At 64.9% G+C, this 15,266-nt stretch carries 10 protein-coding genes; 8 read left to right on the top strand and 2 right to left on the bottom strand.

The genetic code is table 11. The features are described from left to right. The first annotated feature begins 55 nt into the window (after positions 1-55). Positions 56-2,011, top strand: a complete 1,956-nt coding sequence (locus P1K31_RS18885) for an archaea-specific SMC-related protein (RefSeq protein ID WP_276305916.1) — start codon at positions 56-58, stop codon at positions 2,009-2,011. An 866-nt stretch (positions 2,012-2,877) separates the two neighbouring features. Here P1K31_RS18885 and P1K31_RS18880 read toward each other — a convergent pair. After that, positions 2,878-4,140, bottom strand: coding sequence for a Cdc6/Cdc18 family protein (locus tag P1K31_RS18880; RefSeq protein WP_276305915.1), 1,263 nt, complete (start codon positions 4,138-4,140; stop codon positions 2,878-2,880). Positions 4,141-6,442: 2,302 nt separating this feature from the next. Here P1K31_RS18880 and trpB point away from each other — a divergent pair. The 7 genes from trpB to P1K31_RS18845 all read left to right on the top strand — a co-directional run bounded on the left by trpB (position 6,443) and on the right by P1K31_RS18845 (position 14,833). After that, a complete protein-coding gene (gene trpB, locus P1K31_RS18875) occupies positions 6,443-7,594 on the top strand; it encodes a tryptophan synthase subunit beta (protein WP_276305914.1) in 1,152 nt (383 codons plus the stop codon). Positions 7,595-8,175: 581 nt separating this feature from the next. Then, entirely contained in the window at positions 8,176-9,318 is a 1,143-nt protein-coding gene (locus tag P1K31_RS18870; RefSeq protein ID WP_276305913.1) for a TAXI family TRAP transporter solute-binding subunit, read from the top strand. A gap of 43 nt (positions 9,319-9,361) precedes the next feature. After that, the gene (locus P1K31_RS18865; protein WP_276305912.1) at positions 9,362-11,416 is read left to right on the top strand and encodes a TRAP transporter permease; all 2,055 of its coding nucleotides are present in this window, start codon (positions 9,362-9,364) and stop codon (positions 11,414-11,416) included. Between the two features lie 21 nt (positions 11,417-11,437). After that, positions 11,438-12,124, top strand: coding sequence for a 4-carboxy-4-hydroxy-2-oxoadipate aldolase/oxaloacetate decarboxylase (locus P1K31_RS18860; RefSeq protein ID WP_276305911.1), 687 nt, complete (start codon positions 11,438-11,440; stop codon positions 12,122-12,124). Positions 12,125-12,277: 153 nt separating this feature from the next. Next, complete coding sequence (locus tag P1K31_RS18855) at positions 12,278-13,414, top strand: amidohydrolase family protein (protein ID WP_276305910.1); 1,137 nt, start codon at positions 12,278-12,280, stop codon at positions 13,412-13,414. Positions 13,415-13,423: 9 nt separating this feature from the next. Next, on the top strand, positions 13,424-13,813 hold the full coding sequence (locus P1K31_RS18850; protein WP_276305909.1) for a Rieske (2Fe-2S) protein: 390 nt from the start codon (positions 13,424-13,426) through the stop codon (positions 13,811-13,813). 111 nt (positions 13,814-13,924) lie between these two features. After that, positions 13,925-14,833, top strand: a complete 909-nt coding sequence (locus P1K31_RS18845; RefSeq protein WP_276305908.1) for a ketopantoate reductase family protein — start codon at positions 13,925-13,927, stop codon at positions 14,831-14,833. Here the strand turns inward: P1K31_RS18845 and P1K31_RS18840 are convergent. Further along, positions 14,827-15,240 carry a hypothetical protein gene (locus tag P1K31_RS18840; protein ID WP_276305907.1) on the bottom strand — a complete coding sequence of 138 codons (414 nt, stop codon included), beginning with the start codon at positions 15,238-15,240 and terminating at the stop codon, positions 14,827-14,829. The two genes, P1K31_RS18845 and P1K31_RS18840, sit on opposite strands and share 7 nt — an antisense overlap. Positions 15,241-15,266: the final 26 nt, after the last annotated feature.

The raw sequence follows: 15,266 nt of genomic DNA, 5'->3' as shown, positions 1-15,266 counted from the left end.
GAAACGCGTTCCGAGATCGGTTGATTTATGCTCGTCTCGCCGGTTATCGGTAACCATGGAACAGAAGACGAAAGCTGACGTCGACCTCCACGTTCGCAACGTCGGCGGGATCGAGGAGACGGCGACGTCGCTCTCACCGGGAGTGAACGTGCTCTCGGGGCGAAACGCGACGAACCGCACGTCCCTCCTCCAGGCGATCATGGCCGCCTGCGGTAGTAACGGCGCGTCGCTCAAGGGGGACGCGGACGAGGGTTCAGTCGAGCTCGCGATCGGCGATGAGACCTACACGCGGCGGCTCACGCGGACCGACGGCTCGCTCACCTTCAGCGGCGACCCGTATCTCGACGACGCGGACGTCGCGGACCTCTTCGCGTTCCTGCTGGAATCGAACGAGGCGCGACTCGCCGTCGCGCGCCAGGAAAACCTGCGCGACATCATCATGCGGCCGGTCGACACCGACCAGTTGCAGGCGGAGATCGAACAGCTCGAAGCCGAGAAGCGCCAACTGCGCCAGGAGCTCGAGGACCTCGACGGTCTCGACGAGCGCCTTCCCGACCTCGAACAGGAGCGCAAGCGTCTCGAACAGCGGCTCGAGGAGAAGCGCGAGGAACTGGAGGAGAAGCAGGCGGAACTCGACGCGGCGGACCGGGACGTAGAGGAGACGCGGGAGGAGAAATCCGAACTCGAGTCGAAGTTCGAGGAGCTCCGCGAGACGCGCTCGCAGCTCGAGGACGTTCGATACGACATCGAGACCCAGCGTGAACGGCTGTCGTCCCTGCGGGAGGACAGAGCCGACGCCGAGGACGACCTCGACGAGCTCTCCGAGACGCCCGCGGGCGACATCGCGGACATCGAGTCCGACATCCGCCAGCTCCGCGAACGGAAGCAGCGCCTGGAGGCGGACATCAGCGACCTCCAGAACATCATCCAGTTCAATCAGGACCTCCTGGACGACGCGAACAGCGACGTGCTCGAGGCGTTGGACGCGAACACCGACACTGACGCCGAATCCGGCGGTTCGGTGACCGATCAGCTCCTCGAGGAGGAACAGGTCACGTGCTGGACGTGTGGCTCCCCGGTCGAGGCCGACCAGATCGAGGGGACGGTCGACCGCCTGCGTGAACTGTCTCAGCGCAAGGTCGGGGACGTCCGGGAGGTCGAGTCGGAGCTCGACGACCTCACCTCGGAGAAGCGGGAGCTCGAACGCGAACGGCAGCGGCGCGAGCAGCTGGAACGCTCCGTCGACCGGCTGGACGACGACATCGAGGGGACCGAAGGGCGCATCGCGGAACTGGAGGAGCGGCGCGACGAGCTGCAGTCGGAGGTCGATTCGCTCGAGACAGCGGTGGAGGATCTCGAGACCACCGATTACGGCGAGGTGCTGGATCTCCACCGGGAGGTGAACCAGCTGGAGTTCGAGATCGACCGCATCGGGAGCGACATCCACGACATCGACGAGGAGGTCGCGAGCATCGAGAGCCGACTCGCCGAGCGCGAGCAGATCGAAGCCCAGCTCGAGGAGCTTCAGGACGAACTGACCGACCTGCGGACGCGCATCGAACGGATCGAGGAGGGGGCCGTCTCCGAGTTCAACGAACACATGGAGACGGTCCTCGACATCCTCGAGTACTCGAACCTCGAGCGCGTATGGATCGAGCGCACCGAACGCGACGTTCGTGAAGGTCGACGGAAGGTCACGAAGTCCATGTTCGACCTGCACGTGATTCGGGCGTCGGAATCGGGAACGGCGTACGAGGACACGATCGACCACCTGAGCGAGTCCGAACGCGAGGTCACCGGCCTCGTCTTCGCGCTGGCGGGCTACCTCGTCCACGACGTCTACGAAACCTGCCCCTTCATGCTCCTCGACTCCCTCGAAGCCATCGACGCCGACCGCATCGCACGACTCGTCGACTACTTCGCCGACTACGCGAGCTACCTCGTCGTCGCCCTCCTCGAGGACGACGCGCAGGCGCTCGACCAGGACTACCACCGCGTGACCGAGATCTAACAGGTAGAGTAACAGACGTATACCTGTTAGCGGATCTCGTGGGCGACGGTGTCCATCCCCGTAGTCCACGCCGAACGGTCGGAACCGATTATAAGTTATCACTCGTTAACGGATCCCGACGAGAGGCCGCCGGCGTACATCGACGCGGGCGGATCGAGGGCTTCTCGACGCGCGTTCGCTCGACCCCGACTCGCCGGAGGTGCTAGCGGTCGGTGGAGTCGTACAGAGGAGTCGCATGTCGACGCCCACGACTCGCGGAGCCGGGTAGGCGGTCGAGTGAACTGCGCCAGTCTGACCGAGCGCTGCACGCGTTGCACTCGGGTTCGACGGTGAGGAAGGAAAGAAGGAAGGAGGGAACCACGGATCACCGTCACCCCGTCTGGACGATCCGAGGGCTGGAACGGTTTCGTCGAACCGGGACCGTCTACAGGGAGGCCCAGCCCCCTCGCCGTCGCGACCACGGCATCCACCACGTTCACAGTATCCACCACGTTCACGGCATCCACCACGTTCACGGCATCCACCACGTTCACGGCATCCACCACGTTCACGGCATCCACCGCGCCCACTACGTTCGCAGTCGAGGAACCCGAACGTTCACCGCGAGACCACCTCCGTAAGACGCCGAGTTCCCACGATCAAACCAGGCAAGTTTTCACGGTGTAATCGGGTAGATACTTTCGACGAGGCCTCGTCGTCGTCCGTCCCGTACCGGCGATCGATTCGACGATCCCTCATCCGAAGTGACTCGGTCGAGAGAGCACCTTTGGACGGCCTCACGGGGTCCGACCCCGGGCGCGTAGCCGAGTCGCGGACTCCGAATCGACCACCCCGAGGCTGGCGGATCGACTGCGTGCTCGATCGGATCACGGACCCTTGCCGAGCGCCTCAAGCACGATCTCCGGTTCCTTCATCAGGCGATGTGCGAGGTACGATCCCTGCCCCTTACCGCCGCCGGTCAGGTGCGATTCGGTGATCCCGAGAAACGACTGTTCCTTCAGTAGCCGGTACACCCGGTCGTGCGACAGCGGTTTGGTGTCGTCCCGCTCCGCGAGCCGTTCGTACAGGCTGTAGATCTCACTCGTCGAGAACATCTTCGTCTCGCTCTCCTCGCTCTGGGCGGTCAGCAACGCGAGCGCTCGAAGCGCGTACTTCACGTGCGGGGTGGATCCGGAGACGAGGTCCTGGAACCGCTTGACCTCCGTTCGCTGTTGGGCGTCGTCGACGTGATCCGACGTCACCTCCCCGTCCCCGCTCGCTTCTGCGAGTGCTCCGGCCTCGAACAGGATGTCGATGGCCTTCCGCGCGTCGCCGTGCTCCCGCGCGGCGAGCGCGGACGTTCGCGGGATCACGTCCCTGCTGAGGACGCCGTCGTGGAAGGCGTCGCGGCGATTCTCGAGGATGTTCCGGAGCTGCTCCGCGTCGTAGGGGTGGAAGGTGAGTTCCCGATCCTGTAGGCTCGAGTTGATCCGCTCGTTCAGGCGCTCCCGGTACTCGATCTTGTTGCTGATCGAGATTACGCCGACGAACGTGTTCGTCTTCCCCGACTCCTCGGCCCGGGACAGTTGCATCAGCACCTGATCGTCGCGGAGTTTGTCGATCTCGTCGAGGATCACGACGAAGACGTCGATCTCGTCGAGGAGGTCCCACAGATACCGGTAGTACTCCGAGGCCCCGATCCCCGCGATCGGGATCTCCCGGTCGGGGTCGATCTCGTCGCGGACCTGAAACGTCATGTCGCGGACGACGCGCGTTTCGGTGTCGGCGTCGGAGCAATCGACGTACGCGTGGAGCAGTTCCACGCCGTTCGCCTCGGCTCGGCCGCGTGCGCGTCGACAGATGTGTCGGGAGACGAGTGACTTTCCGGTCCCGGTCTTGCCGAAGATGACGAGATTGCGGGGCGGGTCGCCGTGCGTCGCGGGACCGAGGGCGTTCCCGACCTGCTGCATCTCGTTGTCCCGACCCACGATCCGGTCCCGGTCGGGGACGTGACCGACCCGGAGGAGCTCCCGCCGGGCGAAGATATCGCCAGTGCTGAACAGGTCGTCGTCCGACACGGGGTCGGGGTCGACCTGATCCGCATCCGGGGTCGCATCCCGGCCGGGCGATCGCGACGGGTTTTCTGTCATGGAGGGTTACTCATGAAGAAGCGTATTAAGCCTACCGACCTGATACCGAGTGTATCGGACGTACGTCCCGTATTAGATCACTGCCGCCTGTTTTTTGCCGATCAAGCGGTTGGAGGTGAGACACCCCGCAGGGACCGAGTGAACCGAGTGAAAGCGCAGGCGACCGAGTCCTCCGTCCGGGGGTCCGGCCTTCACTCGCGCTTCACTCCACTCCATTGACTCGTACCGGGACACGCTCGTCCGTTCACCCCCACCCCTCACACCGAGTGAAAACGGTGTGACTGTACCGGGCGACTCCTCCACACTCGATCCCCCGTCCCTCGACCTATCGCTCCCGCGGTCACCGCCACCCCCACCCCTCGCACCGAGTGAAAGCGGTGGAACGGGGGAGGGGGTGGGCCTCGTCCGTGGGTGAGCCTCGGTCCGTTGTGCGGCCGCGCGCACGCAGGCGGGGACATATCTCGAGCACCCCCTCCCCTCGCACCGAGTGAAAGCCGTGAGCGGTGGGGACGAGTGAAGGGGGAAGCGAGAAAGGGGCGAGAAGAGGGAGTAAGGAGAAACGTAGAGACGGAACGAAGGGTTCCAGCCGTTCCGGGGAGTTTTTCCCTGCTCAATCCTTGTTCTCCCTTCTCCCTCCCCCTTCCCCCCTCGTACCGAGTGAATACTCCGAGCGTCTACCCACCATCACCGAGCCCTCGCCACTTACCACCCCCTACACCGAGTGAAAGCCACTCGATTACGCTCTCGATACAGATGGCACGGTAGAACAGTGCGACAGGGTAGACTGCGATAAAGAGGACTCTGTGGAAATCGACCGTTCAAGAACGTACTGCGCCGATCCGTCCGATAGACGTAGTGAGAGACGACGCTTACCGCTCCCCCTCGTACCGAGTGAAACGGCGACACGGCGCGTCGTCTGACCGACGGCAGACACCCCTCACACCGAGTGAAAACGTAGAGGGTACATCCGACGCTACCCTACGTTACAGGGTATATCGCGTGCGGCCTTGACCTACATTTGTCCGTCCCCCGTGCGTTTTCTCCCTCTCGTCCCTTTCTTCCTCCTCTCTCCTCTTCTTTCCTTCTTCTCTTCTCTAGCACTAGTGCTAGTTAGTAGTATTTATACCTTACTGTAAGGGAAAATATCTGGTTGGTCCGGATCGGCTATGTCTAGCGATTACGTCACGGTTAGCGACTAGAATGGATTGCAATTTATATATCCAAAATGCGTGCGCGTTTCTACGGCCTCTACCCACTCGGGTTCTCTCGCGCTTTCACTCGGTGTGAGGGGTGGGGGTCTCCGATACGTTCCCTCCACCGACCCCGTTTCCTTCCGCCCCGTTCAGCATACACTCGGTACGCGGGGTACCTCCATCACCCTCCCCCGTTCCCCCGCTTTCACTCGGTGCGAGGGGTGGGTGAGTTGATCCGTACGGTGTTACGTCTGCCTCGATCCGGCGTCAGCTCGGATACACCTGTCCGAACAGGTATCGTTCCCACGGTGTACCACCGGCACGTCGTCGGATACAGTCGGGATTCGAGGTCGGAGCCGTCCGTCTTTCACTCGGTGTCGGGGGTACCGCTTTGCACGGCAGACCGACCGTTCCGATCTCCTCTCGTCGGACGATCGGCAGCGGAATCATCGTCGCCAGCGTGACCCAACGATCCGATGCCCGTCCGTCGTCCTATCGACCCGGAGCCGACGGCCGCGTGTGCACTCGTCAGCGAGGGGAGGCGGTACCTCGGCGTCCACGAGAGACCGACTCTGGTTCGAGGGTGCAACGTACGTCTAACGGAGCATAACCAGTGAGACAGCAGCTATCAGGTAGTGTGACTGGATAGCCACGCTATTAAGTCATACCATTCAGTTACACTATCTAGTTACACTGCGCAGTCACACTATTCAACAGTGCTTTTCGATGGCGCTACGTAGTCGCGTCCAGTCGCCGATCTACAAGGGGCCAGCGAGTCCTGATAGATCTCCTCTGGGGGTCCTCCGACGTGCCGGCGTCGGGTTCCGACGGGGTCGGGTCCCCCTCGTCCGGGAGCGAATCCGGTTGCACCCCGTGGCGGGTACGGCTGTCGAGATCGCCGACGTGATGGCGGGGCTCGAGGACGAGGGTTATTTCGCTCCGGACTGATCGACCCGCTCCGCCGCCGATTCCGAGACGAGTGGAACCGGGACGCGAGAGCCGCTCGTCGTTCCGCGAGACGGACGAGACGTGCGAGTGCGTCGTCTGTGGGAATCGGTACCGCGAGTCAGCTTCGAATACGTTTTGGCGTAGTGGGCGATGGAGCACGTATGACCGAAGGCGACTTCGAGGGCTACGGCGGGCGACACGTTCCCGAGCCCCTTCGAGAACCGCTCGAACGACTTGCGACTGCCTACGACGACGTCAGCGCCACCGACGGGTTCCGGACCGAGTTCCGTGACCTCCTGGCGGAGTACGCCGGGAGACCGACGTCCCTCTACTACGCCCGTAACCTGAGCGGGCGCTACGACGCCGATATCTACCTCAAGCGGGAGGACCTGCTCCACGGCGGCGCGCACAAGATCAACAACTGCCTCGGCCAGGCGCTCCTCGCGGAACGGGCCGGGAAGGACCGCCTCATCGCGGAGACGGGCGCGGGCCAGCACGGGACCGCGACCGCGATGGTCGGGGCGCTCTTCGGCCTGGACACGGAGATCTACATGGGGAAGAAGGACGTCGAGCGCCAGAAGATGAACGTCTTCCGGATGCGGCTCATGGGGGCCGAGGTCAACGCGGTCACGCGCGGCGACGCGGGGCTCGCCGACGCCGTCGACGCCGCGCTCGAGGACTTCGCCGGGAACATCGACGACACGCACTACCTGGTGGGGAGCGTCGTCGGTCCGGACCCGTTTCCCCGGATGGTCAGGGACTTCCAGAGCGTGATCGGCGAGGAGGCGCGGCAGCAGTTCCTCGACCGGACGGGCGACCTCCCCGACGCGGCGGTCGCGTGCGTCGGCGGCGGCTCCAATGCCATCGGACTCTTCCACGCGTTCCGGGACGACGACGTCGCCCTCTACGGGGCGGAGGGGGGCGGCGAGGGGGCTGATTCGAAGCGTCACGCCGCACCGCTCGCGCGCGGCCGGGACGACGTGATCCACGGGATGCGCACCCGGGTCATCGACGAGGACGTCGACGTGCACTCGGTCTCCGCGGGGCTCGACTACCCGGGCGTCGGTCCGGAACACGCGATGTTTCGCGCCGTGGGTCGGTGCGAGTATCGGGCGATCACCGACGACGAGGCCCTGTCTGCCTTCAGGGAACTGAGCGAGACCGAGGGCGTCATCCCGGCGCTCGAATCCAGCCACGCCGTGGCGCGGGCGATCCAGCTCGCCGAGGCGGGCGAGCACGACACGATCCTCGTGAACCTGTCGGGGCGAGGCGACAAGGACATGGAGACGGCGGCGGCCAGATTCGACCTGTAGCCGGCTCCCGCTCCGACTCGAGGGGAGCGACGAGGAGCACCACGCCGCACCGCTCGCAACACGCTCTTCGGCTCGCGGGCGAACGGGGGGAGGGGGAAACGGTCGTCTGATTGGGGTAGATCTGACAGCACCGAGCACCCGACACCTCCGTACTATCGAAGCGCGTGGATGTTCGGCTGATCCGAACGGTTAGCGGGTGCCGCTCTCGGGATCGGTCCAGATCGAATCCGACGACCAACCGACGTTCCGCGCGATGTTCGGCAGTACGACCGTTTTACCCGGAAGTGGGGGATGCCAGGTACGGCAAGGCGGCTCTCGCGATCGTTAGGCTCCTTCGAACAGCGGTCGAATCGGAACGGGGTCCGGCGCGCACCTCGCCGGTCGCGAACCCTGCTCGGAGGGCTGTTCGGTACGACGCATGGATAAACAAATAGAATTTGATACAATTGATCGAGTGGTAACTCGAGTAAAACCGGCGGGCTGCGGACGTCCGTTCGACTCTCTTGAACATATGCCTGTCTTTACTGTCTGATCAGATACAATAGCTTTATAATAAACAATTAGGAAGTACGTGCGTACTCATGACACGCAGAACGAGGGGCGGTCACACCCGCCGTGGGATGTTAAAGACGACAGCGACGGCTGCGGGTTTCCTCACGCTCGCTGGCTGCGCGAGCTCGGACGGAGCGGGGAACGATGGGGGAGACGGGTCGAACGGATCGGGCGGATCGGACGGGTCGGGTGGCACGGGTGGAGGAAGCGGACCGGCAAAGCTGACGCTCGCGACCTCGGTCGAGGGGTCCACCTCGTTCCGAATCGGCTCGTCGTTCGGTCAGTATCTCAAGCGCGAGGGAATCGAGGTCCCCTTCACCTGGAACGCCGTCGTCTCTCCGGGGGCGACCGGCGGCTACCGGATGATGGACAAGGGGGAGGTGAATCTCTCCGGACCGTCGACGTACGGACTGAACGCCTCCCCCGATCAGGGGCCGTTCGCGGAGCAGCCGCTCGAGCGCTTCGACGATGTGCGTCAGATCCGGGGGTTCTTCAGCGTCCAGCCGTTCGTCGTCGTCCGTGCGGACTCCGGCATCGAAGCGTGGGACGACCTGGCGGGAAAGACGATCTCCGTCGGTTCGGCCGGTGCCGGAACGCGCGTTCCGAGCGAGCGGATGGTCGAACTGGAACTCGGCGAGGGCGGCGCACGGATCGAGTACGTGAGCTACGGGGAACAGCCGGCGGCCCTGCGCGGCGGCCGCGTCGACGCTATCTTCGGCTACGTCAACAACGCCGGGACGTCGAGTACGGTCGTTCCCGGGTGGATGCAGGAACTCGATTCGACGGTGGAGTGGCGACACGTCCCCTTCACGGAGGGAACGCTCTCGTCGTTCGACGAGGAGTTGTCGTACGCCTCGACGCTCACCGTCGACGGGAAGGACCTGTTCTCCAAGTTCACCGGCGAGATCACGGTGTACAACCTCTCGTACGCCTGGGTCGGGCACGCCGATCTCGATGCGAGCGTGGTGAAGGAACTCGCGCGCGTCTCCCACGAGCACGGCGAGAAACTGATCGAGGCGGACAGCGCGATGGGGTTCTTCCCGGACGCCGACTGGTTCCTCGGGACGCTTCATCCCGAAGTTCCCGTACACGAGGGGGCGTACGAGTATTATCAGGAGGCGGGCCTGTGGGACCAGTACGAGCTGACGCCCCCGCCGGAGGCTGGTGAATGAGGGTGAACCGCGATCGGTCGGTCCCTCACCGAACGATCCAAGCATGAACGGTGGGGCAGGCTCGGACGAGTGGGTCACCGCGGACGACCTCGAGGCGAAGATCGACGAGCAGTTCAGCGTCGCGGCCGAGCGCCCGCTCTCCGAGAAGATTCGACGGGAACCCGCCGAACTCCTCGTGTACGTACTGGGGATCGTCTTCTTCGCCTACCACCTCTGGTACGCGTACTCGCTGCCCATCGTCCGCGCCAGACACGGCATCGTTCACCTCGCGCTGGTCCTGATGGTCTGGGGAACGCTCGGCCTCCTCGGAGCCGACCGGACGACCGTACGGGGGAAAGTCGCGACCGTGGGCTATGCGCTGTACACCGTCGCGACGGCGGTGCCGTTCTACCTCCTGTACGCGAGCTACCAGCGCCTCCTCATCAGCGCCGGCCTCTACAGCGACACCGATCTTCTCGTCGGGGCCACGATCATCTGTCTCCTGCTCGTCGCCCTGGCGACGCTGTCGCGATTGATCCTCGCCGTGGTCGTCCTCGGGCTCGTCTACTCGTACTTCGGCCCGTACATGCCGGGGATCCTCGCGCACGGCGGGCTCTCGCTCGAACGCATCGTCACGATGAACACGGTCGAGATGCAGGGGGTCTTCGGGACGCTCCTCCAGGTCGTCGCCACGTGGGTGGTCATGTTCGTCATGCTGGCGGCGTTGATCGAGCGCTACGGGGGTATGGCGACGTTCATCAAGGGCGTCACGCGGGTAACGGCCCGCTACCCTCGACTTCGCATCGGTCAGGTCGCGGTCTTCTCTAGCATGATGTTCGGATCCATCAACGGCGCGACCACGGCGAACGTGGTGACCACCGGCTCGTTCACGATCCCGCTCATGAAGGAGAACGGGTATCCCCCGCGGGTGGCCGCCGCGCTCGAGGCGGTCGCCTCCTGCGGCGGACAGGTGCTGCCGCCCGTGATGGGGACGAGCGCGTTCATCATGGCCGAGCTCATCGAGCCGAGCTACACGGAGATCATCGTCGCGGCGCTCCTTCCGGCCGTCCTGTTCTACGCGACGATCTTCGTCTCGATCGAACTGTACGTTCGGCGCTTCGGCGAACGGACGCGCCGCGCCGCCGTCGAGAGCGCCGGACCATCTGTCGGCGGCTACCTCGTCTCGTGGCTCCGCCACTACGAATACCTCGGCACCTTCGTCGTGCTGATGTACTGGCTGGTGTACGTCCAGTCGGACCCGATGCTGGCCGGGCTCTACAGCATCGCCACGCTCGTCGTACTCCGCTTCGTGAAGGTCCTCGTCGGGGTAGCCATCGCCCGCCGGGACGGCGAGACGGCGGCGGCCGACCTGACGACGGCGATTCGAACGTTCGCACGGGAAACCCTCGAGGGAACCCGGCGGAGCGCCGAGGCCGTCGTCGGCATCACGATCATCGTCGCCGCCCTCGGCATCGTCGTCCGTGCGTTCATCGTCACGGGGTTCGCCCAGAACCTCTCCGCGCAACTCATGGCCCTCGCGGGCGGGAGCGTCGTCCTCATGGTGGTGCTCGCCGCGCTCGCCTCGATCGTCTTCGGGATGGGGATGCCGACGGTCGCGGCGTACCTCCTGGTGGCGCTGTTCGTCGCCCCGCCGCTGATCGACGTGACGGGGATCGGGGCGCTTCCGGTCCACCTGTTCGTCTTCTACTTCGCGATCGTCTCGAACATCACGCCGCCGATCGCGGTCGCCGTCGTCATCGCACAGGGCCTCGCCGGGTCGAAGTTCCTGGAGACGACGGTCGACGCGCTCCGCATGGGCTTTCCCATGTTCCTGCTGCCGTTCGTCTTCATCTTCAACAGCAGCCTCCTGGGGATCACCCTCGAATCGGTGGTGCTCGCGGCGGTCATCGCCGTCGGGTTCACCTCGCTGGCGATCGCCGCGGTCGGGTACGACGACAGTCCGCCCGTCGTTCGAGCGGGATTCCTGCTGGCCGGCGCTGGCGCGGTGTTCATCCCCTCGTTCGCGGTACAGATCCCCCTCGTGACCGTCGTCATCGGAGCGCTCCTGTACCTGAACCCGACCGTGATCCGCTCGGTGCGCAACGTCGGAGGCCGTTAGCCGAATGACCACTACCACACCATGACACGAAAGATAATCACCGACATCGACAGACCGACCGAAGAACTCCTCGCCTCGTTTCGAGGCCACAGCGCGGCCGACGTCCACGAGGCGATGGGCAAGACGAACGCCATGTCCCCGGAGATCGGGCGGGTGACCGGCCGGCGGACGATCTGCGGACCCGCGACGACCGTTCGCCTCCCGACCGGGGACAACATGATGATCCACGTCGGCTCACACCTCGCCAGGCCGGGCGACGTGCTCGTCATCGAGGCCCGGACCACTCGCGCCGCCACGTGGGGCGAACTCGCGACGAGAAACGCCCTCCAGCGCGAACTCGAGGGCGTCGTCTCCAGCGGGAACGTCCGCGACGTGGACGCGATCGACGATCTCGGCTTTCCCGTCTTCAGCCGGGCCGTCTCCCAGATCGGTGCGGTCAAGGAGACCGTCGGCTCGGTGAACGTGCCCGTCACCGTCGGCGAGGTCGTCGTCGACCCCGGCGACATCGTCGTCGGGGACGCGGACGGGGTGACCGTCGTTCCTCGACGGGAGGCGCGCGACGTCCTCGACCGCCTCGAGGCGCACGTCGAGAGAGAGGAGTCGATAAAGCAGCGCATCGACCGCGGGGAGGCGTTGTTCGACATCGCGGGCTTCGACGAACTCCTGAGGGACCGAAACGCCGCGATTCCGCAGGACACGGATGACTGACACCGACACCACCGGCGGTGTTCGCGTCGCTGACGCTGTCGGCGGCGATCGCGGTGGGCCGATGCGGTGCGGGTACCGGAGACGAACGAGAGTACTTCCGAGACGGAACGACCAATGACACGAGAAGCGGAACCGAAGCGAGAAGCGGAACCGATGCGAGGAGCAGAAACGACACGAGAAGCGGAAGCGAAGCGGCGAGCGGAGAAACCGGGGCGTCTGAAGGGCCTCGAGGAGATCGTCGACTGCGACTTCCACCTGACCGAGCGCCAGGAGGACTTCCTGTCGTACCTCCCGGAGCCCTGGAGCAAGGTGTTCGGGCGGCGACAGGGCGATGACTACGGGTTCCTGAGTAGCCTCTACCCGTCGGCGGGGCTCGTCAACCCGATCACCACCGGGAAAGTCCAGTCCGACGCCGTCCGGAGCAGGGACGACGTCCGTCGGGGAATGGAGCTGATCCACTCCGACAGGGTCGTCGTCACGCCGACGCTGAACCTCTATCTCGGGTGCGTACGGAACGAAGACCTCGCCCCGGCGCTGGCACACGCGTACAACGAGTGGGTACTGGACGAGATACTCGACGCCGAGGAGGGGATCTACGGCGGGGCCGTCGTCGCGCCTCACCGTCCGGACCGCGCCGCCGAGGAGATCGACGACCGCGCGAACGAGTCGGCCGTCGCCGGGGTGTTCCTCCCGATGGGGGGCGTCTTCCCGCTAGCGGGCGACGAGAAGTACTACCCGATCTACGAGGCCGCGGAGGCGGCGGACCTCCCGGTGATGTTCCACAGCGCCTCGGGGAACATGATGTCGGCGTTCCCGAGTCCGTTCCGCCACCTGACCCGGTTCCTCTCCGCACACGTCGTGGCCCATCCCATGATCCACATGTGTACCATGGCGGACATGCTGACGCGGGGCGTGCCGGTGCGCTTCCCGGAGTTGAAGTTCGTCGTTCAGGAAGCGGGCCTCGGTTACGTCCCCTACTTCATGCGTCGGTTCGACCACGAGTACCACTCGAAGAAGGAGGACGCGCCGATGCTCGAGATGGAACCGAGCGAGTACGTCCGACGGAACTTCTACTTCACGAGCCAGCCCGTCGAGGGGACCGGCGATCCGACGTACGTTCAGAGCATCGTCCGGTTGATGAACGGCGAGAGCAACCTCCTGTTCTCCTCTGACTACCCCCACCTCGACTTCGACTACACGGACGAACTGATGAAACTCCTCCCGTCGTTCTCGGACGAGGAGATCAACAACGTGTACGGCCGGACCGCGCTGGAGGTCTTCGACTTCTGAGTGATCACGATGACGACGAAAGACGCTGACGACACGGAACGATCGCACGGCAAACGACACCACGTCATCGCCGCGGCCGCCCTCGAGGACGGCGAGCGCGCGATCATCGAGATCGAGGGACGGGAGATCGCGGTGTTCAGAATCGGAGACGAGTTTCACGCCCTCCTCAACTACTGCACCCACCAGGGGGGTCCCCTCTGCGAGGGGCTCGTCGACGGAACGCTCTCGATGGACGAGAACTGGGAGTTGACCTACGAGTGTGAGGGTGAGATCGTCTCGTGTCCCTGGCACGGCTGGGAGTTCGAGATCAAGACGGGGCGACACCTCTCCCACAGCAGGTACCGCATCCCGACGTACGAGACCGAACTCGACGACGGAGAGGTGTACGTCCGTGTGTGAGGTCACGGCGCGACGGAACGGAGCGCGCGGGTCGTCGCACCGCGATTCGCCGGACAGGAGCGCGGACGGTCCGCGTACCGGAATCCGTGCCGAGTGGAGGGGATCCGACGCGTGAGGGTCGGAATCCTCGGTGCGGGCGCGCTCGGCGGGCTGTTCGGGGGGTACCTCGCGGCCGACGGCGCGGACGTCACCCTCGTCGACGTCTGGGAGGACCACGTGGCCGCGATCAACGCCGAGGGACTGTTGATCGAGCGTCCCGACAGGGACGACCTCAGGGTGACGGTCCCGGCGACGACCGATCCGGATTCGGTCGGTCCGGTCGACGTCCTGTTCGTCTTCGTCAAGAGCCACCACACCCGTGAGGCGCTGCGCGACGCCGCGACTCTCCACGACGAAGGTACTCTCGTCGTGACTCTCCAGAACGGCCTCACGAACATGGATACGATCCGCGAGTTCGTGGCGGAGGAGCGGCTCCTCGGGGGGGCGACCACGATGGGCTCGAGCACGGAGGGTCCCGGTCACCTGCTCCACACCGGATGGGGGGAGACGAAACTCGGGGGCGTCGACCGTTCCGCGGCGGAGCGCATCGCTCGAATGCTGAACGCGGCGGACCTCCGAACGACGGTCGTCGACGATCCCGAACCCCACATCTGGAGCAAGCAGTTCGTGAGCGTCGGGATCAAGCCGGTCGCCGCGCTCACCGGGCTCCTCGACGGTCCACTGAGCGAACTCGAAGAGCCCGCCCACGTCATGGAGACGCTGGTGACCGAGGCCGCGGCAGTCGCGCGGGCGAAGGGCATCGAGATCCTCCTCGACGATCCCGTGGCCGAGACCCACCGAACGTGTCGTATCAACTACGATACGACGTCATCGATGCTCGAGGACGTCACCCTCGGGCGGCGGACGGAGATCGACCACATCAACGGTGCGATCGTCGAGTACGGTGAGGAAGTCGGCGTCGACACGCCGTACAATCGGATGGCGACGGCGCTCGTGAAGGGCAAGGAACACAGCTACTGACCTCGGCTGTCGGGTCGGTCGTCTGCGTCGAGTTCGGTTCGCACCTGCTCCGCGAACCGGGTGGACGACAGTTCGAAGAGAGTGTATCCCTCGGGGGTCCGACGGCGGTCGGTCTCGAAGGCGGGCTCCCCGTCGAGGAACACCGTCCAGCTATCACCGACCCTGACGTTTACTCCCATGATCGTTATCTCGACGCCGTGTTCGTCCTCCAGGCGCTCGATCTCCGGTTCGAGGAGGACGCCGTCGCTGAACCGCGGGGGGAGGTACGGTCCGAGGTCGTAGCGCTCGTGTTCCCGGATGGCGGCCCGCCACCACGGTGGAACGTCCTCGACCTCGGCGTTATCGGAACCGAGGGGGTCGCACCGCTCGGACGGACGACGCGAATCGGCGTGTGATCGGTCGGTCATCGTTCTCCCTCTGTGAGATCGGTGCC

The sequence above is a fragment of the Halomarina halobia genome, assembly GCF_029338575.1.
GTDB classification, from domain to species: Archaea; Halobacteriota; Halobacteria; order Halobacteriales; family Haloarculaceae; genus Halomarina; species Halomarina halobia.
This window is presented reverse-complemented; position numbering and strand designations above follow the sequence as displayed.